This is a genomic window from Pseudomonas sp. NFACC14, from assembly GCF_900106885.1.
GTDB classification, from domain to species: Bacteria; Pseudomonadota; Gammaproteobacteria; order Pseudomonadales; family Pseudomonadaceae; genus Aquipseudomonas; species Aquipseudomonas fluorescens_AA.
Window position 1 is genome coordinate 37,063 of record NZ_FNOA01000003.1, and the last position, 26,530, is coordinate 63,592.

A 26,530-nucleotide genomic window follows, 5' to 3' on the forward strand; every position below is an offset into this window, starting at 1 on the left:
TCGGACGGCAAGGGTTGGCCGCCCCGCTCGCCGCGCGCTTGTCCAGACCCTTTGGAATACGGGCCTTGCGAAGGCGGCATGGGAATTGCTCCTGCCCATCGCTCAGCCATTACCTACAGGTGTTCATCATGTTGGTCAGTGCCAAACAGCAAGCGATGGTCTTGCCACTCAAACGCCCGGGCGAGGATCCCACCGCCGAAGCCGCCAGCGGCCTGCAAAGCGCCGCGCTGCAGGCATTGCGCAATAATGTCCAGGCCCAGGCCAGCCAGGGCAGTGCCCAGGTCCAGGATTCCTTCACCCGACGAGCCACGCAACAGGTCAATGCCGCCACCGCCATCAGCGACAAGGTGGATGAGGCGTTCGCCAAGACGCGCGTGCAACTGCAGACCGTGGCTTCATCAATGCCTGAAGAAACCACGACACTGGGCGGCTCCGCCACGGCGCAGTTCAAGGACTACATGAGCAAGACGCCCGAAGAGCGCCTGCGCGACAGTATTCTCGAAGAGATGGGCATTACCGAGGAAGCGTTCGAAGCGATGCCGCCCGAGAAGCAGATGGCGGTCAGCCAGGAGATTGCCCAGCGCATGCAGGACAAGTCGGCGATGGCACAAGTGGAAAAGGCCCAAGAAAGCCGCACGGGCGACAAAGCCTCGGCCACGGACATGTTTCTCGCCTCGCTTTGAGCCTCGGCACATCACCAAGCGTTTGAGCTGGGGTGACCGCCCAGCTCAAACCTGAGGCCCGCCGAAGCGGTACCGGCTCAATGACCGAACAGGTTCACCTTTTTGGTTTTTTTGTCGGCGCGCTTCTCATCGGCAGTCTTCGCCGGTTTTTTCTTTGCCGCTTTTTTTGAATCCATGCCTTTGGCCATGATACGTACTCCAGTCATACGGGATGTGAAGTCAGGTATACACCTATCGCCGCAGTCGCGTTCTTTTATAATTGCCTCCCCCTTCTGCGCCACGACCCAACCATGTCCGAAATCCATTACGCAGCGCTCGAAGCATCGCTTTGGCCGCTGATGAACAAGTTCTATCGCGCTCACCAATCCTCGATGAAAGCGGTGCGTGACGCGCAGCTGTGGGTGGCACGGCGCGATGAGATCGTCGCCGCCCTGTGCTTGCGGCCCGTGTCGGGTGGGCATTGGTTGACGGGGTTGTTCGTCGACCCGGCGTACCGCGTCCAGGGCATAGCCGCGCGATTGATCGCCGAAGCGGTGAACGGTGTGGACAAACCGGTGTGGCTGTTCTGCCACCCGGACTTGCGCGGCTTTTATGAGCGGCGTGGCTTCAGCTTCGACCCTGAACTGCCCTATGCGATGGCCGAGCGCCTGAGCCGGTATGCCCGCAGCAAGCCGATGATTGCGATGGGGTGGGAGCCTGCAAAACCCTGAGATCAGGGCAGTCCCTTGTGGGAGCGAGCTTGCTCGCGGTGGCGTCAGGTCAGCTGCATCAATGGCGGCTGACACACCGCCATCGCGAGCAAGCTCGCTCCCACGGGGTTCAGGGGTGGGTATCAATCGTCGGCGGCGGGGTCCAGGTCCGGGAACATCACTTCGGTAAAGCCGAACTTGCTGAAATCAGTGATGCGCGACGGGTACAAGCGCCCGATCAGATGATCGCATTCATGCTGCACCACCCGCGCATGAAAACCCGACGCGTAACGCACGATCGGCTCGCCCTTGGGATCGAAGCCCTCATAGCGGATGTGTTGGTAGCGCTCCACCGCACCGCGCAGGCCCGGCACCGACAGGCAACCTTCGAAGCCCTCTTCCATCTGCGGGCCCAGGGGGGTGATCAGTGGGTTGATCAGGATGGTCTGGGGCACCGCCTCGGCGTCGGGGTAACGCTCGCTGTGCTCGAAGCCGAAGATCACCAGCTGCAGGTCGACGCCGATCTGCGGCGCCGCCAGACCGACGCCGCCGACGCTTTCCATGGTCTGGAACATGTCGTCGATCAATTGCCACAACTCCGGGCTGTCGAACATTTCGGCGGGCACCGGCGGGGCGATGCGCAGCAGGCGTTCGTCGCCCATTTTCAGGATTTCACGGATCATGGTCGGGCTTCGTCAGGATGGGTTTGAGGGATGGAATGGTCGCGCCCCAGGCCCGACACATGCTGTTTTTCGTGCTCGCCCGCGCTCTTTTCACCCGGGTTCTTGCCCTCGGTGGACATGTGCTCGATCACCGCATTCATTTCCGCGCCGAGCAACAGCACCGCCGAAGAAATATAGAAATACAGCAACAACACGATGATCGCGCCGATGCTGCCATACATGGCGTTGTAGTTGGCAAAGGTCTTGACGTAAAACGCGAAGCCCAGGGAAGCGATGATCCACACCACCACCGCCAGCACCGACCCCGGCGTGATGAAGCGAAACTCCTGCTTGACGTCGGGCATCACGTAATAGATCAGCGCCACGGCCACCATCAGCAAGAACACGATCACCGGCCAACGCACGATCGTCCAGAGCGTGACGATGAACTCCTCCAGGCCGACCTGGGCCGCAATCCAGCCCATTACCTGCGGCCCGAGCACCATCAACGCCGCAGCGGCCAGCAGCATGCCGGCGATGCCGACCGTGTAGAAAATCGACAGCGGGAAGCGCTTCCAGGCCGGACGTCCTTCCACCACATCGTAGGCGGCGTTCATCGCGCTCATCATCAGGCGCACGCCCGCCGAAGCGGTCCACAAGGCGATGACGATACCCACGGACAGCAACCCACCCTTGGACTGCTGAAGCTGGTCGATCACCGGGTTGACCTGCTCCAGGGCCTGGGGGGGCAGCACCAGCTCCGATTGCAGGCGCAGCCAGGAGAAGAAGTCCGGCAGGTGCAGGAAACCGATCAAGGCAATCAGGAAGAGAATGAACGGAAACAGCGAAAACAGCATCTGGTAGGCCAGTGCCGAGGCGTAGGTCGACATCTCGTCGTCGACGAACTCGGTCACGGTACGCATCATCACACGATGCAAAGGTAAGCCTTTCAAGGCCGGAAACATCATGTGCGTCTCCTTTCGCCGCAAAAAAGGAAGGTCGCCTGGCGACTCATGGGGTTGTTATCCAAGACAAAGTAACCTGTTTGGCGACTTTGGAACAATTTCCCCGGTGCAAGTTCGAGCCGACATGAAAACGGCCATCCGCAGATGACCGTTCCATTCGCTTCACTACAGGCCGGTTATGCCTTGTCGACGCCTTTCTTGACCGCATCCTTGGCCTTGCCCACGGCTTGTTGGGCCTCGCCTTTTTTCTCCTGGACCACGCCCTCGGCGCGCATACGGTCATTGTCGGTGGCCTTGCCGACGCCTTGCTTGATGTTGCCAACGGCTTCGTTGGCGACGCCCTTCACTTTATCGCTCGTGCTACCCATGGTGTCTCTCCTGTGAACAACGCTACGAAAAGTCATTACATAAGGGTTGACCGGGGCCGTTCGCCGGGAGTTTCATTTTTTTCAGCGGCACATTTCAGCGTCGAATGCAGGTTGCACTTTATGTTTGTCGATCAACCCCCGAGAATGCCCCACGTATTCAGGCCGTGGCTTGAAGCTCCAACCCCGTAGGAACGTTATGAAACTCGATAAAAAGCAGGCCATCGCCCGCAGGAACCAGGAACTGGGCGGCGCCGTACTGGGCGTCAACAATTGCCATTTCAGCGAATTGAACCGCAACCGCAACATCTTCTGGTTCGATATCCCGGTGGCGCGCCTGGCCATCGGTCAGTACGAATGGATCCACCTGCTGCTGCACACGCCGGCCACCGATGAGCTGCTGCACTTGAAGGTGCCGACCGTGTTCCTGCGGGAAAAAATGGAAGGCCTGGAAGTGCGCAACCAGGGCAAACGCAAGGCAGCCCTGAGCCTGGAACTGAGTGCCGACAAGGACGCCTACCTGCAGGACATGCGACCGGGTGGCACCAACCTGGATTTTGCGCAGTTCCGGTTGTAACCGGACCCGAGAGGCACCGGTTCCCTGTGGCGAGGGAGCTTGCTCCCGCTGGGCTGCGCAGCAGCCCCCTTCGATCTGACGGACACACCGCAAGGGGCCGCTGCGCGTCCAGCGGGAGCAAGCTCCCTCGCCACACAAGCTTTCTTGCCCAGGAAATCGCAGCCAACAAAAAGCCCCGCATCAGCGGGGCTTTTCATGGGTAACGGTCTTACTTCTTCAACCCCAACTTCCTGAGTTCTTCATCCCGCAACTCGCGGCGCAGGATCTTGCCCACGTTGGTGGTCGGCAAGGCATCGCGGAACTCCACGGCCTTGGGCACCTTGTAGCCGGTGACGTTGGCACGCATGTGTTCCATTACCTGTTCCTTGGTCAACGTCACACCGGGCCGTGCGACGATGAAGATCTTGATCGCCTCGCCGGATTTTTCGTCCGGTACGCCGATGGCCGCGCATTGCAGCACGCCCGGCAGGGTTGCCAGCACGTCTTCCAGTTCGTTGGGGTACACGTTGAAACCGGAGATCAGGATCATGTCCTTCTTGCGATCGACGATGCGCATGTAGCCGTCCGGCTGGATCAGCGCGATATCACCGGTCTTGAGCCAACCTTCGCTGTCGAGGATCTCGTCGGTGGCGTCCTGACGCTGCCAGTAGCCCTTCATCACCTGTGGACCTTTCACGCACAACTCGCCGATTTCGCCCAATGGCTGCTCGACACCCGCGTCATTGATCACCTTGCACAGCGTCGACGGCACAGGAATACCGATGGTACCCATCTGGATGTTCTGGATCGGGTTGACGGTGGCCACCGGGCTGGTTTCGGTCATGCCATAACCTTCGCAGATCGGGCAACCGGTCACCGCTTTCCAGCGCTCGGCCGCGGCCAGTTGCAAGGCCATGCCTCCGGACAGGGTGACTTTCAGTGCCGAGAAGTCCAGCTTGCGGAAGGCTTCGTTGTTGCACAGGGCCACGAACAGCGTATTGAGGCCGACGAAACCGCTGAACTTCCACTTCGACAGTTCCTTGACCATCGCCGAAAGGTCACGCGGGTTGCTGATCAGAATATTGTGGTTGCCGATCAGCATCATCGCCATGCAATGAAAGGTGAAGGCATAGATGTGGTACAGCGGCAGTGGCGTGATCAGCACCTCGCAACCTTCATTGAGGTTGGAGCCCATCAGCGCCTTGCACTGCAACATGTTGGCCACCAGGTTGCGGTGGCTGAGCATCGCGCCCTTGGCCACGCCGGTGGTGCCGCCGGTGTATTGCAGCACGGCCACGTCGTCGCTGGTGGGGTTGGCTTCGTTCACCGGCTGGCCGTGGCCTTTGCTCAACACGTCGTTGAACTTGACGGCCTTGGGCAAGTGATAAGCCGGGACCATCTTCTTGACGTACTTGATCACGCTGTTGATCAACAGGCGCTTGAGCGGCGGAAGCAGGTCGGCGACTTCAGTGACGATAACGTGCTTGACGCCCGTCTTCGGCACCACGGTTTCGGCCAGGTGCGCCATGTTCGCCAGGCACACCAGGGCCTTGGCACCGGAGTCGTTGAACTGGTGTTCCATTTCCCGCGCGGTGTACAACGGGTTGGTGTTGACCACGATCAGCCCGGCACGGATCGCACCGAACACCGCCACCGGGTACTGGAGAACGTTGGGCAACTGCACGGCGATTCGATCGCCCGGCTGTAAATCGGTATGCTGTTGCAGGTACGCGGCAAACGCCCCGGACAACTCGTAGAGCTCACCGTAGGTGATCGTCTTGCCGAGGTTGCTGAATGCCGGCTTGTTGGCAAAGCGTTGGCAGGACTGCTTCAACACCGCCTGAATATTCGGATACTCGTCTGGATTGATGTCGGCAGCAATCCCAGCTGGGTACTTATCCTTCCAAAAGTCTTCGATCATGGAAGCCCACTCCTCAGCAACGCGAATTCTCACCGCATTTGATGCGATTATTATTGGTGTGTGTTTATTGGTGAATCTGGCTTGAATCAAGGCCGAGAAGTCACAAAAGCGCGCCGAGAGTAGCAGCTTTGCCGAGGGTCGCCTAGAGCCAAAAACAACCCCCACAGTCATAAACATGACTCATGAATATTTATGGTCATTTTTAGAGTAAAAATTCTAAGCCTTGGATAATGACCCCGAATATATAAAAACGGTGGGAGCGAGCTTGCTCGCGATGGCGGTGTATCAGCCCACATCTCTGTTACTGACCTACCGCTATCGCGAGCAAGCTCGCTCCCACAGTGATCCATGAGGCAGGCGCCTCAGGCGATATCCCGCAACTCCCGCCGCAGGATCTTGCCCACTGGCGTCATCGGCAATGAATCCCGCAACACGATGTGCTTGGGAATCTTGTAGCCGGTGAAATTCTCCTTGCAATAGGCCTTGAGTTCTTCAAGGCTGACCCCGGTTTCCCGCGCCACCACGAACAACTTCACCGCCTCACCCGAACGCTCGTCCGGCACGCCGATCACCGCGCAGTTGGCCACCTTGGGATGGGCCATCACCACGTCTTCGATCTCGTTGGGGTACACATTGAAACCCGAGACGATGATCATGTCTTTCTTGCGGTCGACGATGCGCACAAACCCGTCCGGGTCGATCACCGCGATATCGCCAGACTTGAACCAGCCCTCGCTGTCCAGCACTTCGGCCGTGGCCTCGGGCTTGTTCCAATAGCCTTTCATGATCTGCGGCCCCTTGATGCACAGCTCGCCGCGCTCGCCCAGGGGCTGCTCGACGCCATCGTCGTTGATCACTTTCATCAGCGTACCCGGCACCGGCATCCCCACCGTGCCCAGTCGAGACTTGCCGCCATAAGGATTGGCACTGGCCACCGGTGAGGTTTCGGTCAGGCCATAGCCCTCGGTAATCCCGCAACCGGTGAGCTGCTGCCAGCGCTCGGCGGTGGCCTTGATCAACGCGGTGCCGCCGGAGTTGGTGACCTTGAGGTGGGAAAAATCCAGGGTCTTGAAATCCGGATGGTCCATCAACGCCACGAACAGCGTGTTGAGCCCCAGCAGCAACGAGAAACGCCAGTTCTTCAGTTCCTTGATGAAGCCGCCGATGTCCCGTGGATTGGTGATCAACACGTTGTGGTTGCCGGTCACCATCATGCACATGCAGTTCGCCGTGAACGCATAGATATGGTACAGCGGCAGTGGCGCGATCATGACCTCCTGGCCTTCGCGCAGCAGCGGCTGGCCGTCATCGCCGAGCTGCCCCAGGCAGGCCCGGGCCTGTTGCATGTTGGCCACCAGGTTGCCGTGGGTCAGCATCGCGCCCTTCGCCAACCCGGTGGTGCCACCGGTGTATTGCAATACCGCGATATCGTCGAGGCTGACGGTCAGCGGCTTGATGCCCTGGCCGCGTCCCAGGCGCAAGGCGCTCTTGAAGGAAATGGCCTGGGGCAGTGAATAGGCCGGGACCATTTTCTTGACCTTGCTCACCATCGTGTTGACCAGCCAGCCCTTGGCGGTGGGCATCATGTCGCCCATCTTCGCTTCGATCAGGTATTGCAGGTCCGTATCGGGCAACACCTCCTGGACTTTCTGCCCGAACATGTTCAGGTACACCAGGGCCCGGGCACCGGAGTCCTTGAACTGATGACGCATTTCCCGCGCGGTGTACAGCGGGTTGGTGTTGACCACGATCAGCCCGGCGCGCAAGGCACCGAACACGGCGATCGGGTACTGCAGGATATTCGGCATCTGCACCGCGATACGATCGCCAGGCGCCAGGTCGGTATGGGTTTGCAGGTAACCGGCGAAAGCCGCGCTGTAGCGCTCGAGCTCGGCATAGGTGAGGGTCACCCCCATGTTGCTGAACGCCGGACGGTCGGCAAATTTCTTGCAGGAACGCTCGAACACCTCGATCACCGACTTGTAGGTCCCCAGGTCGACGTCCAGGGGCACGCCGGCCGGGCGTTTGTCATTCCAGAAATCAGGCTGCATTGTTTTTGTCCTCTTTACCTGAGCATGTCCGGGCCGCGTCTGTATCGCTTGCAGAGGCGGAGCTCCTGGGACACTAGCAGCTATGGCCAATCAGGCAAATATGGCAACCTGCGTCATAGATTGTGTGAATCTTCTTGCCATGGCGTGGCCTGATCAGGCGAGACGCAACGGATGCGCTATACAATGCAGCGACGCTGCGTCTGACTTTGTGCAAAGGAATCGCCATGATCCACCAAACGTTCTGGCTGACCGCGACCGACCATAGCCGCCTGTTCGTCAACCAGTGGCTGCCCGAAACCGCCCCGGTGGCGGTGATCATGCTGGCCCATGGCATGGCTGAACACAGTGGCCGCTACGCCCGCCTGGCCCAGGCGCTGTGCGACGAAGGCTATGGGGTCTATGGGATGGATCTGCGCGGCCATGGCAAGACCGGCGAGGGAACGATACTCGGCCACTTTGCCGACGAAGACGGCTGGGCCAAGGTCGTGGGTGATTTGGCCAGCCTCAACCATCACATCGGCCAGCAGCACCCTGATACGCCCATCCTGCTGCTGGGCCACAGCATGGGCAGCTACATCGCCCAGGGTTACCTGCTGCATCACAGCGCCAGCCTGCACGGGGCGATTCTCAGCGGTTCGAACTTCCAGCCGGTGGCGCTCTACCGCAGCGCTCGCCTGATCGCCCGCTTCGAACGCCGGCGCCAGGGTGCGACGGGGCGCAGTGCCTTGATCGAGTGGCTGTCGTTCGGCAGTTTCAACAAGAAATTCAAACCGACGCGTACCCCCTTCGACTGGCTCAGCCGCGATCCGGCCGAAGTCGACAAGTACGTCCACGACCCGCTGTGCGGCTTTCGCTGCACCAATCAACTGTGGGTCGACCTGCTCGGCGGCTTGCAGCAAATCAGCAAAGCGTCCAATCTCGCCCAGATCGATCCGGGCCTGCCCCTGCTGGTGATCGGTGGCGAATGTGATCCGGTGAGCGAAGGCAAGCGTCTGAAGGATCTGGCCGACGCCCTGCGTGACGCCGGCAGCCAGCACCTGCAATTGACGATTTACCCGCAGGCCCGGCACGAATTGTTCAATGAAACCAACCGCGATGAAGTGACCGCCGACGTGCTGGCCTGGATTGCCCAGGCCCTGGAACACAAGCGGCCGCCACGCAGCGAGTAGGCTTGCAGCGTTTTCCTTTACTCCACAGGATCTGAAACAGATGACCCAGGTTACCAACACCCCTTACGAAGCCCTCGAAATCGGCCAGACCGCCAGCTACAGCAAGACCGTCGAGGAACGCGACATCCAGCTGTTCGCAGCGATGTCGGGCGATCACAACCCGGTGCACCTGGACGCCGAATTCGCCGCGGCGAGCATGTTCAAGGAGCGCATCGCCCACGGCATGTTCAGCGGTGCGCTGATCAGCGCGGCGGTGGCGTGCGAGCTGCCTGGGCCGGGCACGATCTATATCGGCCAGCAGATGAGCTTCCAGAAACCGGTGAAAATCGGCGACACCCTGACCGTGCGCCTGGAAATCCTGGAAAAGATGCCGAAATTTCGTGTGCGCATCGCCACCCGCGTGTTCAATCAGCGCGACGAGCTGGTGGTGGACGGCGAAGCCGAAATCCTCGCCCCGCGCAAACAGCAGACCGTGACCTTGCCGACATTGCCGGCGATCACTGTCGGTTGATTACCGCGATCTAAAGTGAATGACATGTGGCGAGGGGATTTATCCCCGCTGGGGCGCGAAGCGGCCCCAATACCTCAAATCCCTGCCGTGTGTCAGCCTGGGCACAAGGGCTGCTGCGCAGCCCAACGGGGATAAATCCCCTCGCCACAAAATTATGGCTGGTCTTCGCGCACCTGCACGCTCGCCGTCATCCCGGCGCTCAGGTTCACCCCCTCCGGCACCTTGTCCAACTTGATCCGCACCGGGATCCGCTGGGCCAGGCGCACCCAGTTGAAGGTCGGCTCCACCTCCGCCAGCAACTGCGCATCGGGGTTGGTGTTGCGGTCGGTAATGCCGCGGCTGATGCTTTCGACATGCCCCTCCAGCGCATGGCCGGCACTCATCAGCCAGATCTTGACCGGATCGCCCACACGAATCCTGGGCAATTTGGTTTCTTCGAAATAGGCCTGCACATAGAACGTCGAGTCATCGATCAGCGCCATGACCGGCTGGCCGGCATTCACGTAGTTGCCTTCGGCCAGGCGCAGGTTGGTGATGTGGCCGCTGCGGGGGGCCAGGACCTGGCTGCGGGCCAGGTTGAGCTCGGCGACCTTGGCCTCGGCCTGGGCTTCGCGCAGTTCGCCGCGGGCGATGCCAGCGTTGATCTGGGCGTTTTCCCGCAATTCGGCACTGATGGCCTGGGGGCCCAGGGCGGCGCGGCGACTGGCTTCGTGTTCGCGCAGGCTCAGTTGCTGCTGGCGTGTCTGGACCACGGCCCGGGCCTTCTCCACCGCCGCCTCGAAACGCTCGCGGTCGATGCTCAACAGCAGATCACCGGCCTTGACCTGCTGGTTATCCACAGCCTTGAGCTCGCGCACCCAGCCCGACACGTCGGGTGCGATCACTACCACGTCAGCGCGGATCCGCGCATCGCGAGTCCAGGGCGTGAGCATGTAGTACTGCCACAGGTGAAAGCCGGCGAAGATCGCCACGGCCACCATGCACAGCGTGACGGCGACACGTACGGAAGTACGCATGTTCAACTCCTATAGCGGCCCGAGGACCACGGTAATGACAGTCAGGACACAGACATACAGGGCGCAGTCGAACAAGGCTTCATGCCAGATCCACCGCCCGGCCGGCACCAGGCTGAGCAACAGGCGCAACGCGCCGGTCACCAGCAACGCCAGTACCAAATAAATCAGGAACGGGCTGAGCAACACCCCGCCAATCGACCACTCACGCAAGCCCATGGCTGTGCTCCCGTCGTTCAGGTTCGTGCTGGCTGCACCAGGCGCGCCAGCTGTTTTGCAATTGCACCACCGCGCCCTGGGCCAGCTTCAGTGCATCGCCGGGCGGCTGGGTCGACAACACGTCCAGGAACTCGGCGCTCGCCGGGGCCAGCGCATCGGCCTGGTCACCGGCCGGACCACGTTCGAGCACCTGCTCCAGCGCTTCGAAATAACGGCGCTGCGCCCGGGTATCGGGCACTTGGGCGACGGCCAGGCTCAGGCGCAAATGCAACAGCTCATCGCCGATGTCCAGGCCAAGCAAACCATCATCCCAACGGCTGCGCGACTGCGCCGGCAGTTCAGGGTAATGCCTGGCGAGCTGCAACAGCCGGTCGGCCATGCGCCCGCCGAACCAACTCTCGGCCCCCGGCAGGCGGCGATGGGTCAGGCGCACCAGATCGTGAAGGGTCGCGGCCAGCAGACGGCGGCTGTGCCAGGCCGGGTTGCGCAAAATCAACAGATTGAAGGCCAACACCGCCGCGCCCACGCCGATCATCATGGCCTGGGCATTGTTGAAGAACGCCGCGACGTCGTATTTCATGGCATTGAGCGGTGAAATCAACACCACGAAATGCAGGCAGAACGACGTCGCCGTGGCGAAGATCTGCGGCTTGGCCATGCCCAATGCCCCGAAAAACAACGGCACGCCCATGGCCATGCACAGCATCGCGAAACTGCTCCATTGCGGTAGCACGAGCTCGCCGATCACGAACGCCGTCGGCACGGCCAAAAAGATGCCGCGCAGAAAACTCATGCCGATCTGCGCGCCGTTTTCGCGACTGGCGAACAGGCTGCACACCACGCACGTCAGTACCAGCGCACCCGATGCGGCGGGCCAGGCGGTCGCCAGCCAGAAACAGGCCACCGCCAGGAATGCCAGGGCGCTACGCGCGCCGAAGACCATGGCCAGGGACACGTCGCGATGGGGCGTCAAGGTGCGGGGTGGATCCGCCGCCTCCCTGCCCTCCTGCACCGCCGTCAGGGCGGCGCAGGCGGCCAGGGCGGTATCGAGCAACAAGGCGAACCGCGCCAGGCAGTAACTTTGCGCCGCGCTGATCTGGGGGTCGTGGGACGCATCCCATACCCGGGGGCGCAGGGCCTGCAGGGTCGCACTGTCGGCATCGAGGGCTTGCCGCACCTCGTTCATCCATGGCTGGAGCGCCACCGCTTCCTCGGGGTCAAGCTGCTTCCACTGCCGGCGCACCGAGCGCGAGATACGCAGCAGCATCAGCAATTTCTGGCTCAAGCCGCTGATGGCCCGGGCTCGCTGTCGACCTCGGCTGCCTTCGAACCAGGCATGTTCGCGCTGGGCATCCACCGCGACGATCCTGCCCAGAATTTCCAGCAATCCTTTACGGGCCTGGGCATCGCCCGCCAGGGTCGCACGGGCTGCCTGCATGCCACTCTGCCAGGCAGCCAGGGCCTGACCGGCCAGTTGCCGCTCGACCCGCAACGGCCAGAGCAAGGCACTGGCCGCCGTGGCACAGACGATGCCCAGGCTGATCTCGGTACAGCGCGCCACCGCTTGGTCAAACACCCCCAGCGGATGGGAAATGGCCGGCAGGGCAATGATCGCCACCGTGTAGCCGGCCAATACGAATGAATACGACCAGGCACTGCGCAGCAGCGTCGAACAGGCCGTGCAAAGGCCTAGCCAGAGCGCCAAGGCCAGCAGGAACAACCAGGGCGCCTGGGCAAACAGCCCCATGAACACCACCGACATGACGGTGCCCACCAACGTGCCGACCAATCGCGCCAACCCTTTCTGCACCACCATCCCGGACAGTGGCTGGGCGACGATGATCGCCGTCATCAGCGCCCACGACGGCTGCTCCAACCCCCAGCGCAACGCCAGCCATAACGCCAGCCCGGCGCCAAGCACGGTCTTGATGGCGAACTGCACAGCGAGGCGGTCGGGGGCGAACAAGGCCTGGAAGGTAATGGGCACGCGAAAAACTCTTTGGGGGACGCCAATAACAATAGATGCAATGCGGAGGGATAGGCGGCGCAATTATTAGCTAGCTACCTATTAGAGTCCAGAGCTGATTATTGATGGATTCAACAACACACTTTTTCTGATCGAGGCTGAGTGCGCCAACCTGACTCGCCACAACAGTGTCACCTTCAATCCGAGCCCCAAACAAAAAAAACGCCAGGCAGGCTGGCGTTTTTTTTGGCGTTGGCTGCGTGTTTAACTCTGGGCACGCGCCTGGTTGCGCAGAGCCTTGACCTGGTCATGGTTGCGTTGCACGCCATGGTACTGACGTTCGACCAGGTCACGAATGCCCACCAGGTTGTGCTTGTTGATTTTCTCCAGCGCCTCTTTATAAGCCTTGAGCGCATGGTCCTCGCCGCGCTCGGCTTCGTTGAGCACCGCTTCTTCATCCTTGCCGGTGAACATGGATTTCACGTCCACCCAGCGACGGTGCAGGTCACCGGCAACGCTGGTGGACGTTTCCGGATCACCGCCCAGCGAACGAACAGCTGCCTGCAGCTCGGCCGCCGCGGTGGCGCAATCGGCGGAGCGCTGGACGAACAGCGTCTTGAGCTCTGGATGCTTGATGTCTTCAGCGCAGGTCTTGAACCCTTCCTGGCCATCCTTGCAGGTCTCGATCAGGTCGTTCAAGACGGAGATGGATTCTTTGTTGATGTCAGTCATTTTTCAGTTCCTTTGCTGGTGAATAGAAAACCTGCAAGGGATATTGCATCAGCCATGCCAGCCATCAAACCCAATAAAAGCACTTAAAAATCAATTATTTAACAAATACCCTGAAATCTGTATCCGCGCTATTTGCATGATCTGTCATTTGGCCTGCATGCAGAATGCCTGTATTTTCGAGACAGATTTGAAATCAAGACGATTGCCATGAATCCGGAAAAGCTCGAGTTGCTCGTCACGCGTCAAATGCCCTTTGGCAAGTACAAGGGTCGAATCCTTGCCGACCTGCCAGGTCAATACCTCAACTGGTTCGCTCGCCAGGGTTTCCCCCACGGTGAACTCGGCGGTTTGCTGGCATTGATGCAGGAAATCGATCATAACGGCTTGTCCGACCTGCTGGACCCGCTACGCGCCAAACATGGCCTGCCCAAACCTCGCCATTGACTGACTGAGACCCGCCATGCCCGAGAACACGCTGCGCGCCCACGATGAAGCCTTCTGGCGAACCTTTGTCGACCGCTACGACATCGATCCCGCCGGGCCACTCAATCTGGAAAACGGCTACTTCGGACGCATGTCCCGCACCGTGGTGGAGGAATACCAGCGCAACATCGAGTTCATCAACCGCGGCAACTCGGTGTATGTGCGCCAGCAGTTCGACCGGGAACACGGCGAAGCCATTCGGCGACAGGTGGCCCGGCTGATCCACGCCTCCCCCCAGAGCGTGACGTTGGCCAACAGCGCGGTGGATGCCCTGCAAACCTTGATTCGCAACTACAACAGCCTCAAGCCGGGCGATCAAGTGCTGATCTGTGACGTGGAATATGCCTCGGTCAAAAGCGCCATGCGCTGGCTGGCCCGCCAACGTGGCGCGGAGGTGATCGAAATCGTCCACCAGCACCCCGCCAGTTTCGACAGCCTGGTGAGCACTTACCGCGAAGCGTTCATTCGCTACCCTCGCCTCAAGCTGATGGCGCTGACCTACGTCAACCACCTGACCGGGCTGGTGATGCCGGTCCAGGCCATTGCCGAGAACGCCCGGGCGTTTGCCGTCGATATCATCCTCGACGGTGCCCACGCCCTGGGTCAGATCGATTTCGACCTGAAGAAGCTCGGGATCGAATTTGCCGGGTTCAACCTGCAGAAGTGGATCGGCGGCCCGCTCTCCCAGGGCTTCCTGTACATCGCCCCGCAGCGGTTGGCCGACATCGATCCGGACATGGACGAAGACCACTACCCCGCCACCGACATCCGCACACGCACGCCCCACAGCACGCCCAATATCCCGGCCTTGCTCACCCTGCCCCTGGTCTTCGAAGAACACCGCAGCCTGGGCGGTGCCTTGGCCAAGGGCGCGCGCCTCTGCTACCTGCGCGACCTGTGGGTGAATGCCGTGCGCGATGTGCCGGGCATCGAGGTGATGACCCCGGATGACCGGCGCCTCTATTGCGGCATCACGGCGATGCGCTTCACCAACCAGGCCGACCAACAGACGATGGCCGCTCGACTGCTCGATGAGCATGGGATTTTCACCGTGGTGCGCCATACCAGCGTCGGGCCATGCATCCGCATTACCCCAGGGTTGATTACCTTGGCGAGTGATATCGAGCGGTTGACCCAGGCGCTGATCCATCTGAGCCGCACCTAGCCCCTGTGACGAGGGAGCCTGCTCCCGCTGGACCTGTAGCTGACGAGCGGAGCGAGGCTGCGATCTTTGCCCAGACACTTGAGTCTCAAGCGAAAGATCAAAAGATCGCAGGCTTCGCCAGCTCCTACACAGCCCAGCGGGAGCTTGCTCTCTGGCCACAGGAAATCTGTGCCAGCATAAAACCCCAGGCAAAAAAAACGGCGCGCCGACCAAGCGCACCGTAAAACCGTAGAACACCCAACGAGGTTCGGTAAAACAATCAGTCCAGCAGCGCCAAGGCCTCGGCAGTGCATTCCTGAATGCGGGCCCAGTCGCCGTTCTTGATCCACTCCGGATCAAGCATCCAGCTTCCGCCCACGCACATCACGTTTTTCAACGCCATGTAGCTCTTGATGTTGGCAGGGCTCACGCCGCCGGTCGGACAGAATTTCACTTCGCCGAACGGGCCGCCCAAGGCCTTGATGGCCGCGACGCCACCGCTGACTTCGGCCGGGAACAGTTTGAAGCGGCGATAGCCCAGGCTGTAGCCTTCCATGATGCCCGAGGCATTGCTGATGCCCGGCAACAAGGGGATGGAGCTGTAGACGCTGGCTTCGAGCAGGTCACGGGTGATGCCCGGGGTGACGATGAACTGCGAGCCGGCCGCCTCGGCGGCGTCCAGCATGTGGCGATCGAGTACCGTGCCGGCGCCGGTCACCAGTTCCGGACGCTGCTCGCGCAGCACCTGGATGGCCTTGAGGCCGTGCTGGGAACGCAACGTCACTTCCAGCGCCGTCAGGCCACCGGCGGCCAGGGCATCGGCCAGCGGCAGGATGTCCTGTTCACGGGCGATGGTGATCACCGGCAGGATCCGCGCCTTGGCGCAGAGGCTGTCGATCAGGGCAACTTTGTCCGCCATGGAAACGGTCGGGGATGGGTTTGTCATAGCGGCTGATCCTTGGTTCATGGGCACCAGTAAATCTCTAACGTAGGTTGCAAAAACGCACGGATCGGCATTTCGGCGACATCGTCACCTGCCACCGCAGCGTTCAGGGTGGTCAATTTCGACTGACCGGAAATCGACAGCACTTTGTGTTGCGCCGAAGCCAGCAAGGCGCGGCTCATGGTCAAGCGCTGATGCGGCACGGTCGGTGCCAGCATCGGCCAGCAGCGGCGTGCGCCATTGGCGTCCAGGGCTTGGGCCAGGTTCGGGCTGCCGGGGAACAGCGAGGCGGTATGCCCGTCATCGCCCATGCCCAATACCAGCACGTCGATGGGCGGCAGCTCGGCCAGCAAACGATCGGCCTGCTCGGCAGCCGCTTCCAGGTGAGCGCTGGCGCTGTAGAGGCTCAGGAACTGGACCTTGGCCGCTGCGCCCTGCAACAGGTAACGCTTGAGCAAACCGGCGTTGCTGTCGGCGTGTTCAACCGGTACCCAGCGCTCGTCGGCCAGGCTGACCACCACCTTGGACCAGTCCAGCGGCTGCTTGGCCAAGTGCTGGAAAAACGCCACCGGACTGCGGCCACCGGACACCACCAGGGTCCCCGTGCCGCGGGCATCGATCGCATTGCGCAACTGCTCGGCCACGTTCAGCGCCAGGCCTTCGGCCAGCAGCACCGGGTTCTTGAATTCACGGGCGCTGACGCCCTGGGGCAGTTTCACTTCAGATATCGCCATACCATGACCTCCCATCCCGCGTGATCAGAGCAATGGAGCTCATCGGCCCCCAGGACCCAGCCGCATACGGCTTGGGCGCATCGCCGGATTTTTTCCACCCGGCAATCAACTGGTCACACCACGTCCACGCGGCTTCGATTTCGTCTTTACGGACAAACAGGTTCTGATTGCCGTTCATGACTTCCAGCAACAACCGCTCGTAGGCATCGGGAATCCGTGCGCTGCGATAGGTGTCGGAGAAGTTGAGTTGTAGCGGACCGCTGCGCAATTGCATGCCCTTGTCCAGGCCCTGCTCCTTGGTCATCACCCGCAAGGAAATCCCTTCGTCCGGTTGCAGGCGGATGATCAGCTTGTTGCTGATCTGCAAACGCTGCTCGGGCGCGAAGATGTAGTGGGACGGTTCCTTGAAGTGGATGACGATCTGCGACAGCTTCTGCGGCATGCGCTTGCCGGTACGCAGGTAAAACGGTACCCCGGCCCAACGCCAGTTGCGGATGTCGGCGCGCAGGGCGACGAACGTCTCGGTGTCGCTCTGGGTGTTGGAATTGGGTTCTTCGAGGTAGCCAGGCACCGACTTGCCCTCGCTGTGGCCGGCGATGTACTGGCCGCGCACCACCTGGGTGGTCAAGCCTTCCGGGCTGATCGGCGCGAGGGCCTTGAGCACCTTGACCTTCTCGTCACGGATACTGTCGGCGGACAAGTCGGCCGGCGGGTCCATGGCGATCAGGCACAGCAGCTGCAGCAGGTGGTTCTGGATCATGTCCCGCAGTTGGCCGGCCTTGTCGAAATAGCCCCAGCGGCCTTCGATACCGACCTTCTCGGCCACGGTGATTTCCACGTGGGAAATGTAGTTCTGGTTCCACTGGGTTTCGAACAGGCTGTTGGCGAACCGCAGCGCGATCAGGTTCTGGACCGTCTCCTTGCCCAGGTAATGGTCGATGCGATAAGTACGGTTCTCCGGGAAGAACTGCGCCACGGCATCGTTGACCTTGCGCGACGACTCCAGGTCCGAGCCAATGGGTTTCTCCAGCACGACCCGGGTATTCTCGCTCAAGCCGACCTTCGCCAGGTTCTCGCAGATCGCCCCATACACCGCCGCCGGGGTGGCGAAATAGGCAATGACCTGCTGGGCCGAACCGGCCGCTTCGGCCAGGGCGACATAATCGTCGGCCTTGAGGAAATCCACGTGCAGGTAGGTCAACCGTGCCAGGAAGCGCTCGAGTACGGCTTCGTCCAGGTCTTTTTCGCCGACATAACGGCGCAGCTCGGCAGCGATGAATGCCAGGTGCTGCTGCTCACCGCCAGGCTCACGGGCCAGCGCGATGATCCGCGTGTCCTCGTGCAACAATTGGGCGCCATCGAGCTGGTACAGGGCAGGAAAGAGCTTGCGCAAGGCCAGATCGCCCAACGCGCCGAACAAGGCAAAGGTGCACGGTTCAACCGTAATCGAAGGCATGATGTTTGTTCTTTTATCAAGTTAAACTACAAATACCTTTTTTCAAGGTATCACTCAAGGAAAAATGTAGTAATAACCACAACATTTTCCGAAAATACCGATTCCGAGTGGTGGTCCGCCGGAGCCATCAGTAGGATAGGCCACCGCAAAGGGTCGTATCAAAGACCCGTCTTCCTAGGAATCTTGTATGGACCGCGTGCGAAACTTACTGGAACAGATCCAGAGTCGCCTTGAAGACCTGAACAAGGCCGAACGCAAGGTGGCCGAGATCATCCTGCTCAATCCGCAGCAGGCGACCCGCTTCAGCATCGCCGCCCTCGCCCAGGCGGCTTCGGTCAGCGAACCGACCGTCAACCGCTTCTGCCGCTCGTTCGGCGTCAGCGGTTACCCGGAACTCAAACTGCAATTGGCCCAGAGCCTGGCCAGCGGCGCCGCTTATGTCAGCCGCGCGGTAGAAGCCGATGACAACCCGGAAGCCTACACCCGCAAGATCTTTGGCAGTGCCATTGCCTCATTGGACAGCGCCTGCCAGGCCCTTGATCCCAATTTGATCAGTCGCGCCGTGGACCTGCTGATCCAGGCCCGGCAGATCCACTTCTTCGGCCTCGGCGCCTCCGCCCCGGTGGCCCTGGATGCCCAGCACAAGTTTTTCCGCTTCAACCTGGCAGTGACCGCCCACGCCGACGTCCTGATGCAGCGCATGATTGCGTCGGTGGCCCATACCGGCGAGCTGTTCGTGATCATTTCCTACACCGGCCGCACCCGCGAGCTGGTGGAAGTGGCGCGCATCGCCCGGGAAAACGGCGCCTCGGTACTGGGCCTGACCGCCGAAGGCTCGCCGCTGGCCAAGGCCAGTACCCTGAGCCTGAACATCCCCCTGCCCGAAGACACTGACATCTATATGCCGATGACCTCGCGGATCATCCAACTCACCGTACTGGACGTGCTCGCCACCGGCATGACCCTGCGTCGGGGCGTGGACTTCCAGCCGCATCTGCGCAAGATCAAGGAAAGCCTGAATGCCAGCCGGTATCCGGTGGGGGATGAGTTCAACTGATCGAGCCTGAGTGCCTAACTGCCTGACAGGCCGTCATCGCGAGCAAGCTCGCTCCCACATGGGTTTTGTGAACACCGAAGATCCAGTGTGGGAGCGAGCTTGCTCGCGAAGGGGCCAGCAGCCGCACCTACCACCCTGCCCCTGCATCAAGCCCCCACCCACGCCTGCAAACTCAAATGCGCCCGCTCCCCCGGCGCCAGGCACAGGCTGTCGGTGCCGCCACTGGCCGCTTCGACACAGACGAATTCGCTGACCTCATCCCAACTCACCCCCAGCAACGGTCGCGTGCCGGGATGCCAGACCACGGTATCGGCACTGTCGCCGGTGTCGATACGCAATTCGCGCTGCCAGGCGTGATCCTTGAGCTGCAATTCACCCTCATGCTGGAACACCCGCTGGCAGCCGCCCTCGACCCGCAACTCGCCTTCCTGCTGGCAAACCGCGCGGCTCAACTGGTCATAACCCTGGGCGCCTTCAAGCCCAGACAGCGCTACCTCACCGACGTCACCAATACGCCAATAGGCGTGCAAGGCCTGGCTCAACTGGCACGGCAGGCTGTCCTGGTGCTCGGTGCTCAAGCGCAATTCCATGCGCTCACCCAGGTCGGCGTGCAAGTCCACTTGCCAGTCGCACAATTGCAGTTGCCAGTGCAGATGCACACCGTCTTCATCACTGCGGCTGTCGAGCAGCTTCCAATCGATCAACCGCGCCCAACCGTGGGACGGCCAGGCGTTTTCGCTGGGATGGCGGCCATACCACGGCCAGCACACCGGCACTCCACCGCGGATCGCACCGACGTGTGGCCATTTGGCCGCGCACCACAACCACGGCTTCTGGCCGCGCGGCTGGAAGTGCAGCAACTGCGCGCCCTGGCGACTGAACACCGCCTGGCACAACGGATGATCGATCACCAACACATCGCGTTGCCGATAGCGCTCCCACGCGAACACCGGGCGCTCGCGCAAGGATCTGAAAAAGCGTTGTAGCGGATGCTCATGCATGGGCCGCGGTCCTGGAAATCATTGAACTCTCAATTGATGCGACAGCTTTTGTGGCGAGGGGATTTATCCCCGCTGGACTGCGAAGCAGTCCCAAAGCAGTGAACTGAAACACCGAGGAGCCTGTTTTAGGGCCGCTGCGCGCCCCAGCGGGGATAAATCCCCTCACCACAGGTTCCGCATTGACCATGCGCTCCCAAAAAAAAGCGGACAGCCTTGGCCGTCCGCAAATATGCGCACATAGAGAGGAGCTTATCGCAACAGCGTTAGAACACCGACTGAATTTTCAGGCCGGCCACCAGCGCGTTGTCGACTTCATCCACACCACCTGGGTGAGTGATGTACTGCAGGTTCGGACGCACGGTCAGCCAGTTGGTCACGTGGACACCGTAGTTGAGCTCGTAGTTGTACTCGGTGTCACGCAACGGCGCGAACAGTGGGTCGTTGTAGTCGCTGACGCCATTGGCAGCGTTGGTCAGCTCGGCGTTTTTCTTCACGTCATCGTTGACATGGATGCGGGAGAAACCGATGCCGATGTCATCTTTTGGACGCGCATCGAATGGCCCCTTGTACACGAACATCAGCGACTGGTAGTTGTCGACGACGTTGGTGTCCTTGTCGTGGAAGGTCGCGTTGGCGGCGATGTTCAGGCCGCGGGACGCGTCACCGTTGTGAGTGGTGAGTTGTTGCTGTGCCACGAACCAGTAGCCGTGCTTGCTATTGTGGCTGCGATAGGCGTTACGGGTGGTCGCGGCATCGTCGCCGTTGTCGTCTTCACGTACGTCATTGGCATCGGCCGTGCTCTTGTAGTAACCCACACGGTACTCACCCGGCAGGCTGTTGACCTTCGGCGACCAGACCAGCTCGACCGGGATCACGGTGCCCTTGGTACCGCTGCCGCTGAGCTTGAAGCCGTTGCCGTGTTCCAGTTGCGAAGGGTTCTGGTTGTACGCACCGATCTGCATGAAGAACTCAGGCGTGAGGTTGTATTTCACGCGGATCGCCGCCTGGCTGACGGGCCAGTTGTACCAGATATTGGTGGCCCAGTTACCGACCTGGGAGCCGCAGAACGCCAGGTTCTGGAATTCGCAAGGGAAGGTGTTGAAGTCTTCGCCTTCGCCGAAGTAACCGGCCTTGACGTCCAGCTTGCCGTCGAGGAACTGGTGCTTGATCCACAACTGGGTCAGACGGACCATGTGACCACGGCCGTAGACTTCCTGGGAGGAGCTCAAGGTCCCGGCACGCGGATCGCCGACACGGTCGTTGGAGATGTTCTCGCCATTCCGATTGGTCAGTTGGATTTTGGCCTGGGTGTTATCCCAACCCCACAGCTTTTGCAGGTCCAGCGCCACGCCCAGGCCAAACTGGTCGGAGTAACGCGCGGTCTTGTCGTTGTTGTAGCCGCCATGCAGGTTGCCACCGACTTCACCGACGTAGTCGGCCTTGATGTCGATACCTTGCTCGATCAGCCTGGTCCGTTCACCGCCCCAGTCACCCGTCATCCACTTCGAGTCGGCGCTGAACGCCTCGTCCGCGTGTGCGCTACCGGCCAGCATCATCGCCGCAACGGCTGACAACTGGCAGATTAGCTGGGCGTTGTTTTTCTTCTTCATCCCTACATCCTCGTCTTTATTGTTATTAACTGTTTTTATCTAACGCGGTTTACAACGATTGCGGCGGGTGGTCCCCCACTCACCGCATACTCCTTCTTGGTGGGAGCACGCTGGCTCCCACATGTGTTCTTCATCGGCCTTTGAACTGCGCCACGTTGGCGCTACGTAAGTCAGCTTGCGGCTGGCCGGCCACGCCCAGGCGTTCGCCGGACTGGGCATCGAACAGCAGCACTTTCGATGGATCGAATTGCAGCGTCAGGGTCTCCCCGACTTGCGGCGCCACGTCCGGTGCCAGGCGGCAGCAAACCTTGGTGTCGTTGAGGTTGACGAACACCAGGGTGTCCGGCCCGGTAGGCTCGGTGACCTGGACTTCGGCGCGAATGGTCGGCAAGCCATTGGGCTCGCTGCCCGCCAGCATGATCTGCTCCGGGCGCATGCCCAGGATCACTTCGCGGTCTTCCAGGCCGGCGTCCTGCATGCCCATTGGCAGTTCGCAACGGGCCTGGCCGCTGTCGAGCAGCGCCAGCAGGCGGCCGTCCTTGCGCTGCAGGCGCAGCGGGATGAAGTTCATCGGCGGCGAACCGATGAAGCTCGCCACGAACAGGTTGGCCGGGTTGGTGTAGATGTCTTTCGGGGTACCGAACTGCTGGATGATCCCGTCCTTCATCACCGCCACTTTGTCGCCCAGGGTCATGGCTTCGATCTGGTCGTGGGTCACGTAGACCGTGGTGGTCTTCAGGCGCTGGTGCATCAGCTTCATTTCGGTACGCATCTCGACCCGCAGCTTGGCGTCGAGGTTGGACAGCGGTTCGTCGAACAGGTAGATCTTCGGCCGCCGCGCCAGCGCCCGGCCCATGGCCACGCGCTGTTGCTGGCCGCCGGAAAGCTGCCCGGGCTTGCGATTGAGCAGGTGCTCGATCTGCAGCAGCTTGGCCACGCGGTTGACTTCTTCGTCGATGGCCGACTGGTTCATCTTGCGGATTTTCAGGCCGAACTCGATGTTCTCGCGCACGCTCATGGTCGGGTACAGCGCGTAGGACTGGAACACCATGGCGATGTCACGATCCTTCGGGCTCATGCCGCTGACATCCTGGTCACCAATCATGATCGCGCCGCCGGTGATGGTCTCGAGGCCGGCGATGCAGTTCATCAGCGTCGACTTGCCGCAGCCCGAAGGTCCGACGAGGATCAGGAACTCACCGTCCTTGATCGACAACTCGATGTTCTTCAGGGTGTCCGGCAGGCCGGCACCATAGGTCTTGTTTACGTTGCGAAGTTCAAGCGTTGCCATGATTACCCCTTGACTGCGCCGGCCGTCAGGCCGCGCACGAAATACTTGCCTGCCACCACATAGACCAGCAGGGTCGGCAGCCCGGCGATCATCGCCGCCGCCATGTCCACGTTGTATTCCTTGGCCCCGGTACTGGTGTTGACCAGGTTGTTCAGCGCCACTGTGATGGGCTGCGAATCACCGCTGGAGAACACCACGCCGAACAGGAAGTCGTTCCAGATCTGCGTGAACTGCCAGATCAGGCACACCATGATGATCGGGGTGGACATCGGCAGGATGATCCGCCGGAAGATGGTGAAGAAACCCGCACCGTCCAGTCGCGCCGCCTTCACCAGTGCATCGGGAATGCTCACGTAGTAGTTACGGAAGAACAGCGTGGTGAACGCCAGGCCATAGACCACGTGCACGAACACCAGGCCGGTGGTGGTGCTGGCCAGGCCCATCTTGCCGAGGGTGAACGAGGCCGGCAGCAGGACCGTCTGGAACGGCAGGAAGCACCCGAACAGCAACAGGCCGAAGAACAACTGCGAACCGCGAAAACGCCACATCGACAACACGTAGCCGTTCAAGGCACCGATGGCGGTAGAGATCAGCACCGCCGGGACGGTGATCTTGATCGAGTTCCAGAAATAGCCGTCCACCGTGGCCCACGCCTTGACCCAGCCGATGCCGCTGACCACGGTCGGCCAGCTCAGCAGGTTGCCGGTGCTGATGTCTTCCGGCGTCTTGAAGCTGGTCAGCAACATGACCACCAATGGCACCAGGTAAAGCAGTACGGCGAGGATCAGCACCGCGTAGATCGCGATGCGACTCAGGCTGATGGAAGGTTTGGCAGCGAGACTAGTCATGACGCTTGGTCCTCAGCTCGGAGTACAGGTAAGGCACGATGATTGCGAGGATCGCACCGAGCATCAGGATTGCACTGGCCGAGCCCATGCCCATCTGGCCGCGACTGAAGGTGAAGGAATACATGAACATCGCTGGCAGGTCGGAGGAATAACCCGGGCCACCGGCCGTCATCGCCGCCACCAGGTCGAAGCTCTTGATCGCGATGTGCGCCAGGATCATCACGGCGCTGAAGAACACCGGGCGCAGGCTCGGCAACACCACTTTCCAGTAGATGCGCGGCATGCTCGCGCCATCGATCTGCGCGGCACGGATGATCGATTGATCGACACCCCGCAGGCCGGCCAGGAACATCGCCATGATGAAGCCCGAGGCCTGCCACACCGCCGCGATCACCAGGCAGTACACCACGCGGTCCGGGTCGATCAGCCAGTCCAGGCGGAAGCCTTCCCAACCCCAGTCACGCAACAATTTGTCCAGGCCCATGCCCGGGTTGAGCAGCCATTTCCAGGCCGTACCGGTGACGATCATCGAGAGCGCCATCGGGTACAGGTAAATGGTGCGGATGAAACCTTCGCGACGAATGCGCTGGTCGAGAAACACCGCCAGCAGCACGCCGATCACCAGGGTGATGCCGATGAACATGCCACCAAAGAGCACCAGGTTCTTGCTCGCCACCCACCAGCGGTCGTTGTCCATCAGCCGCGCGTATTGCGCCAGGCCGGCCCATTTGTAGTTCGGCAAGAACGTCGAGGTGGTGAACGACAGGACGAACGTCCACAAGATATAGCCATAGAAGCCCACCAGAACGATGAACATGCTCGGCGCCAGCACCAGTTTCGGGAGCCAGCGCTGCAACACATCGAACGGCGAGGCCTTGCTGAACACAGCAACAGAACTCATGGGAAGATCCAAAACAAGGTTACAAGGGCATCCCTTTGTGGGAGCGAGCTTGCTCGCGATGACGGTGTGTCAGTGACTCTCTGCTGCCTGACATTCCGCTATCGCGAGCAAGCTCGCTCCCACACCACAAGGGACCGCGGCGCAAATTACTTGGCAGACTGAACCGCAGCACCCAGCTTCTTGGCTGCATCAGCCGGGTCTGCTTTCGGGTCGTTGATGTAATTGGTCACCACATCGAAGAACGCACCCTGTACCGCCAGCGTGGTCGCCATGTTGTGCGCCATGCTCGGTTGCAGGCCGCCGGACTTGGCGTCCGCCAGGAAGTCCTTGGCCGCGGTCTGGGCACAGGAATCGAAACCGTACTTGGCCATGTCGCCCAGCATGTCGTTGCGCACCGGGATCGAGCCCTTGTTGATGCTGAAGACCTTCTGGAAGTTCTCGCCCAGCACGACCTTGGCGATATCCTGCTGGCCAGCCGCAGTGCCCGCGTCCTTCTGCTTGAACACCGCCAGGGAGTCGATGTTGTAGGTGAAGGCCTTGTCGGTGCCCGGGAAGGCCACGCATTCGTAGTCCTTGCCGGCGACTTTCTTCGCCGCGGTCCACTCGCTCTTGGCCCAGTCACCCATGATCTGCATGCCGGCCTTGCCGTTGATGACCTTGGCCGCCTCCAGGTTCCAGTCCTGGCCCTTGCCGTCGGCGTCCATGTAGGTCGCGACTTTCTTCAGTTCGGTCAGGGCCTTGACCATTTCCGGACCGGTCAGGGCCTTGTTGTCCAGGTCGACCAGGGCCTTCTTGTAGCCATCGGCCCCCATCACCGAGAGCACCACGGCTTCGAACACGGTGCTGTCCTGCCAAGGCTGGCCACCGTGGGCGAGCGGAATGAAGCCCGCGGCCTTGAGCTTGTCGCCGGCCGCGTAGAATTCCTCGAGGGTGGTCGGGTTCTTGGTGATACCGGCTTTCTTGAAGACTTCCGGGTTGATCCACAGCCAGTTGACGCGGTGGATGTTCACCGGCACGGCGACGTAGTCACCGTCGTACTTCACGGTATCGGAGACTTTCTTGTCGAGCAGGCTGTCCCACTTCTCGGCCTTGGCAACGTCCTTGAGGATGTCGGTGTCGAGCAGCCCGGTGGACGCCCACTCCTGGATGTCCGGGCCCTTGATCTGGGCGACACCCGGTGGGTTGCCGGCCACGGCACGGCTCTTGAGCACGGTCATGGCAGTGGAACCGCCACCACCGGCGACAGCACCGTCCTTCCAGGTAAAGCCGTCTTTCTCTACCTGGGCCTTGAGCACATCGACCGCGGCTTTTTCACCACCCGACGTCCACCAGTGGACGACTTCCACGGAACCTTTGGATTCGGCGGCAAGGGTAGTGACAGGGAAGGCTGCGACGGGAAGCAGGGAAGCAAGAGAAATGACAGTAGCGAGGCGAGAAATCGCATTCATCTAGAATTACCTTTCTTGTTGTTATGCATGCAAGTCTGGTGCTTGCGCTGCATGGATTCTAATCAGAGGGAATCCCTTCGCAAGTAACGAAGGGACGTGCAAATGTCACGAC

General features: G+C 60.9%; 26 protein-coding genes. 8 read left to right on the forward strand and 18 right to left on the reverse strand.

What is annotated here, in order from left to right; all coding sequences use genetic code 11:
• Window positions 1–128: 128 nt before the first annotated feature.
• Both BLU85_RS06735 and BLU85_RS06740 read left to right on the forward strand, forming a co-directional pair.
• Window positions 129–683, forward strand: coding sequence for a hypothetical protein (locus BLU85_RS06735; RefSeq protein WP_092203882.1), 555 nt, complete (start codon window positions 129–131; stop codon window positions 681–683).
• 290 nt (window positions 684–973) lie between these two features.
• On the forward strand, window positions 974–1,393 hold the full coding sequence (locus BLU85_RS06740) for a GNAT family N-acetyltransferase (protein ID WP_092203884.1): 420 nt from the start codon (window positions 974–976) through the stop codon (window positions 1,391–1,393).
• A 122-nt stretch (window positions 1,394–1,515) separates the two neighbouring features.
• Here the strand turns inward: BLU85_RS06740 and def are convergent, their stop codons facing one another.
• The 3 genes from def to BLU85_RS06755 form a co-directional block, all read right to left on the reverse strand.
• On the reverse strand, window positions 1,516–2,055 hold the full coding sequence (def, locus tag BLU85_RS06745; RefSeq protein ID WP_092203886.1) for a peptide deformylase: 540 nt from the start codon (window positions 2,053–2,055) through the stop codon (window positions 1,516–1,518).
• On the reverse strand, window positions 2,052–3,002 hold the full coding sequence (locus BLU85_RS06750; protein ID WP_060738851.1) for a YihY/virulence factor BrkB family protein: 951 nt from the start codon (window positions 3,000–3,002) through the stop codon (window positions 2,052–2,054). Before BLU85_RS06750 ends, def begins: the two co-directional genes overlap by 4 nt.
• Before the next feature lie 173 nt (window positions 3,003–3,175).
• A complete protein-coding gene (locus BLU85_RS06755; protein ID WP_060738852.1) occupies window positions 3,176–3,367 on the reverse strand; it encodes a CsbD family protein in 192 nt (63 codons plus the stop codon).
• 196 nt (window positions 3,368–3,563) lie between these two features.
• Here BLU85_RS06755 and BLU85_RS06760 point away from each other — a divergent pair, with 196 nt between their 5' ends.
• On the forward strand, window positions 3,564–3,941 hold the full coding sequence (locus BLU85_RS06760) for a hypothetical protein (RefSeq protein WP_060738853.1): 378 nt from the start codon (window positions 3,564–3,566) through the stop codon (window positions 3,939–3,941).
• A gap of 208 nt (window positions 3,942–4,149) precedes the next feature.
• On the opposite strand, the gene fadD1 is transcribed toward BLU85_RS06760, so the two are convergent.
• Together fadD1 and fadD2 are read right to left on the reverse strand one after the other, a co-directional pair.
• Window positions 4,150–5,841 (reverse strand): long-chain-fatty-acid--CoA ligase FadD1, encoded by a 1,692-nt coding sequence (fadD1, locus tag BLU85_RS06765; RefSeq protein WP_092203888.1) that lies wholly within the window; start codon window positions 5,839–5,841, stop codon window positions 4,150–4,152.
• A gap of 362 nt (window positions 5,842–6,203) precedes the next feature.
• Entirely contained in the window at window positions 6,204–7,892 is a 1,689-nt protein-coding gene (gene fadD2, locus BLU85_RS06770) for a long-chain-fatty-acid--CoA ligase FadD2 (protein ID WP_092203890.1), read from the reverse strand.
• Between the two features lie 224 nt (window positions 7,893–8,116).
• On the opposite strand from fadD2, the gene BLU85_RS06775 reads away from it, so the two are divergent.
• Together BLU85_RS06775 and BLU85_RS06780 are read left to right on the forward strand one after the other, a co-directional pair.
• Window positions 8,117–9,061: an alpha/beta hydrolase gene (locus tag BLU85_RS06775; protein ID WP_092203892.1), complete on the forward strand. Its 945-nt coding sequence runs from the start codon at window positions 8,117–8,119 to the stop codon at window positions 9,059–9,061.
• A 40-nt stretch (window positions 9,062–9,101) separates the two neighbouring features.
• Window positions 9,102–9,572 carry a MaoC family dehydratase gene (locus BLU85_RS06780; protein ID WP_092166033.1) on the forward strand — a complete coding sequence of 157 codons (471 nt, stop codon included), beginning with the start codon at window positions 9,102–9,104 and terminating at the stop codon, window positions 9,570–9,572.
• A 152-nt stretch (window positions 9,573–9,724) separates the two neighbouring features.
• Here BLU85_RS06780 and BLU85_RS06785 read toward each other — a convergent pair whose 3' ends face one another.
• The 4 genes from BLU85_RS06785 to BLU85_RS06800 all read right to left on the reverse strand — a co-directional run bounded on the left by BLU85_RS06785 (window position 9,725) and on the right by BLU85_RS06800 (window position 13,502).
• Window positions 9,725–10,588, reverse strand: a complete 864-nt coding sequence (locus tag BLU85_RS06785) for an efflux RND transporter periplasmic adaptor subunit (protein WP_092203894.1) — start codon at window positions 10,586–10,588, stop codon at window positions 9,725–9,727.
• Between the two features lie 9 nt (window positions 10,589–10,597).
• Window positions 10,598–10,804, reverse strand: coding sequence for a DUF1656 domain-containing protein (locus BLU85_RS06790; protein ID WP_092203896.1), 207 nt, complete (start codon window positions 10,802–10,804; stop codon window positions 10,598–10,600).
• A complete protein-coding gene (locus BLU85_RS06795) occupies window positions 10,791–12,791 on the reverse strand; it encodes an FUSC family protein (RefSeq protein ID WP_092203898.1) in 2,001 nt (666 codons plus the stop codon). The genes BLU85_RS06790 and BLU85_RS06795 overlap by 14 nt, the downstream gene beginning before the upstream one ends.
• A 243-nt stretch (window positions 12,792–13,034) precedes the next feature.
• Window positions 13,035–13,502: a ferritin-like domain-containing protein gene (locus BLU85_RS06800; RefSeq protein ID WP_092203900.1), complete on the reverse strand. Its 468-nt coding sequence runs from the start codon at window positions 13,500–13,502 to the stop codon at window positions 13,035–13,037.
• Window positions 13,503–13,709: 207 nt separating this feature from the next.
• Here BLU85_RS06800 and BLU85_RS06805 point away from each other — a divergent pair, with 207 nt between their 5' ends.
• The gene (locus tag BLU85_RS06805; RefSeq protein WP_092203902.1) at window positions 13,710–13,946 is read left to right on the forward strand and encodes a DUF3820 family protein; all 237 of its coding nucleotides are present in this window, start codon (window positions 13,710–13,712) and stop codon (window positions 13,944–13,946) included.
• A 16-nt stretch (window positions 13,947–13,962) separates the two neighbouring features.
• Window positions 13,963–15,150: an aminotransferase class V-fold PLP-dependent enzyme gene (locus BLU85_RS06810; protein ID WP_092203904.1), complete on the forward strand. Its 1,188-nt coding sequence runs from the start codon at window positions 13,963–13,965 to the stop codon at window positions 15,148–15,150.
• Window positions 15,151–15,409: 259 nt separating this feature from the next.
• On the opposite strand, the gene BLU85_RS06815 is transcribed toward BLU85_RS06810, so the two are convergent.
• From BLU85_RS06815 to zwf, 3 genes are read right to left on the reverse strand one after another with little or no spacing between them, the layout of a single operon-like run.
• Complete coding sequence (locus tag BLU85_RS06815) at window positions 15,410–16,075, reverse strand: bifunctional 4-hydroxy-2-oxoglutarate aldolase/2-dehydro-3-deoxy-phosphogluconate aldolase (RefSeq protein ID WP_060738863.1); 666 nt, start codon at window positions 16,073–16,075, stop codon at window positions 15,410–15,412.
• A 17-nt stretch (window positions 16,076–16,092) separates the two neighbouring features.
• Window positions 16,093–16,806, reverse strand: coding sequence for a 6-phosphogluconolactonase (pgl, locus tag BLU85_RS06820; RefSeq protein ID WP_092203906.1), 714 nt, complete (start codon window positions 16,804–16,806; stop codon window positions 16,093–16,095).
• Complete coding sequence (gene zwf / locus BLU85_RS06825; RefSeq protein WP_092203908.1) at window positions 16,793–18,262, reverse strand: glucose-6-phosphate dehydrogenase; 1,470 nt, start codon at window positions 18,260–18,262, stop codon at window positions 16,793–16,795. The genes pgl and zwf overlap by 14 nt, the downstream gene beginning before the upstream one ends.
• Window positions 18,263–18,458: 196 nt before the next feature.
• Between zwf and BLU85_RS06830 the strand changes: the two genes are divergently transcribed.
• Entirely contained in the window at window positions 18,459–19,319 is an 861-nt protein-coding gene (locus BLU85_RS06830) for a MurR/RpiR family transcriptional regulator (protein WP_170842276.1), read from the forward strand.
• A 146-nt stretch (window positions 19,320–19,465) separates the two neighbouring features.
• Here the strand turns inward: BLU85_RS06830 and BLU85_RS06835 are convergent, their stop codons facing one another.
• The 6 genes from BLU85_RS06835 to BLU85_RS06860 form a co-directional block, all read right to left on the reverse strand.
• Entirely contained in the window at window positions 19,466–20,320 is an 855-nt protein-coding gene (locus BLU85_RS06835; RefSeq protein ID WP_092203910.1) for a D-hexose-6-phosphate mutarotase, read from the reverse strand.
• A 263-nt stretch (window positions 20,321–20,583) separates the two neighbouring features.
• On the reverse strand, window positions 20,584–21,930 hold the full coding sequence (locus BLU85_RS06840) for a carbohydrate porin (protein WP_092203912.1): 1,347 nt from the start codon (window positions 21,928–21,930) through the stop codon (window positions 20,584–20,586).
• Window positions 21,931–22,060: 130 nt separating this feature from the next.
• Window positions 22,061–23,221: an ABC transporter ATP-binding protein gene (locus BLU85_RS06845; RefSeq protein ID WP_092203914.1), complete on the reverse strand. Its 1,161-nt coding sequence runs from the start codon at window positions 23,219–23,221 to the stop codon at window positions 22,061–22,063.
• 2 nt (window positions 23,222–23,223) lie between these two features.
• Window positions 23,224–24,069: a carbohydrate ABC transporter permease gene (locus BLU85_RS06850; protein WP_003198539.1), complete on the reverse strand. Its 846-nt coding sequence runs from the start codon at window positions 24,067–24,069 to the stop codon at window positions 23,224–23,226.
• Complete coding sequence (locus tag BLU85_RS06855) at window positions 24,062–24,970, reverse strand: carbohydrate ABC transporter permease (protein WP_092203916.1); 909 nt, start codon at window positions 24,968–24,970, stop codon at window positions 24,062–24,064. Before BLU85_RS06855 ends, BLU85_RS06850 begins: the two co-directional genes overlap by 8 nt.
• Window positions 24,971–25,116: 146 nt before the next feature.
• Complete coding sequence (locus BLU85_RS06860) at window positions 25,117–26,418, reverse strand: ABC transporter substrate-binding protein (RefSeq protein WP_092203918.1); 1,302 nt, start codon at window positions 26,416–26,418, stop codon at window positions 25,117–25,119.
• Window positions 26,419–26,530: the final 112 nt, after the last annotated feature.

Coding starts and splice junctions, on each gene's coding strand:
- BLU85_RS06735 (WP_092203882.1), top strand. CDS start 129: ATGTTGGTCAGTGCCAAACAGCAAGCGATGGTCTTGCCACTCAAACGC.
- BLU85_RS06740 (WP_092203884.1), top strand. CDS start 974: ATGTCCGAAATCCATTACGCAGCGCTCGAAGCATCGCTTTGGCCGCTG.
- def (WP_092203886.1), bottom strand. CDS start 2,055: ATGATCCGTGAAATCCTGAAAATGGGCGACGAACGCCTGCTGCGCATC.
- BLU85_RS06750 (WP_060738851.1), bottom strand. CDS start 3,002: ATGATGTTTCCGGCCTTGAAAGGCTTACCTTTGCATCGTGTGATGATG.
- BLU85_RS06755 (WP_060738852.1), bottom strand. CDS start 3,367: ATGGGTAGCACGAGCGATAAAGTGAAGGGCGTCGCCAACGAAGCCGTT.
- BLU85_RS06760 (WP_060738853.1), top strand. CDS start 3,564: ATGAAACTCGATAAAAAGCAGGCCATCGCCCGCAGGAACCAGGAACTG.
- fadD1 (WP_092203888.1), bottom strand. CDS start 5,841: ATGATCGAAGACTTTTGGAAGGATAAGTACCCAGCTGGGATTGCTGCC.
- fadD2 (WP_092203890.1), bottom strand. CDS start 7,892: ATGCAGCCTGATTTCTGGAATGACAAACGCCCGGCCGGCGTGCCCCTG.
- BLU85_RS06775 (WP_092203892.1), top strand. CDS start 8,117: ATGATCCACCAAACGTTCTGGCTGACCGCGACCGACCATAGCCGCCTG.
- BLU85_RS06780 (WP_092166033.1), top strand. CDS start 9,102: ATGACCCAGGTTACCAACACCCCTTACGAAGCCCTCGAAATCGGCCAG.
- BLU85_RS06785 (WP_092203894.1), bottom strand. CDS start 10,588: ATGCGTACTTCCGTACGTGTCGCCGTCACGCTGTGCATGGTGGCCGTG.
- BLU85_RS06790 (WP_092203896.1), bottom strand. CDS start 10,804: ATGGGCTTGCGTGAGTGGTCGATTGGCGGGGTGTTGCTCAGCCCGTTC.
- BLU85_RS06800 (WP_092203900.1), bottom strand. CDS start 13,502: ATGACTGACATCAACAAAGAATCCATCTCCGTCTTGAACGACCTGATC.
- BLU85_RS06805 (WP_092203902.1), top strand. CDS start 13,710: ATGAATCCGGAAAAGCTCGAGTTGCTCGTCACGCGTCAAATGCCCTTT.
- BLU85_RS06810 (WP_092203904.1), top strand. CDS start 13,963: ATGCCCGAGAACACGCTGCGCGCCCACGATGAAGCCTTCTGGCGAACC.
- BLU85_RS06815 (WP_060738863.1), bottom strand. CDS start 16,075: ATGACAAACCCATCCCCGACCGTTTCCATGGCGGACAAAGTTGCCCTG.
- pgl (WP_092203906.1), bottom strand. CDS start 16,806: ATGGCGATATCTGAAGTGAAACTGCCCCAGGGCGTCAGCGCCCGTGAA.
- zwf (WP_092203908.1), bottom strand. CDS start 18,262: ATGCCTTCGATTACGGTTGAACCGTGCACCTTTGCCTTGTTCGGCGCG.
- BLU85_RS06835 (WP_092203910.1), bottom strand. CDS start 20,320: ATGCATGAGCATCCGCTACAACGCTTTTTCAGATCCTTGCGCGAGCGC.
- BLU85_RS06840 (WP_092203912.1), bottom strand. CDS start 21,930: ATGAAGAAGAAAAACAACGCCCAGCTAATCTGCCAGTTGTCAGCCGTT.
- BLU85_RS06845 (WP_092203914.1), bottom strand. CDS start 23,221: ATGGCAACGCTTGAACTTCGCAACGTAAACAAGACCTATGGTGCCGGC.
- BLU85_RS06850 (WP_003198539.1), bottom strand. CDS start 24,069: ATGACTAGTCTCGCTGCCAAACCTTCCATCAGCCTGAGTCGCATCGCG.
- BLU85_RS06855 (WP_092203916.1), bottom strand. CDS start 24,970: ATGAGTTCTGTTGCTGTGTTCAGCAAGGCCTCGCCGTTCGATGTGTTG.
- BLU85_RS06860 (WP_092203918.1), bottom strand. CDS start 26,418: ATGAATGCGATTTCTCGCCTCGCTACTGTCATTTCTCTTGCTTCCCTG.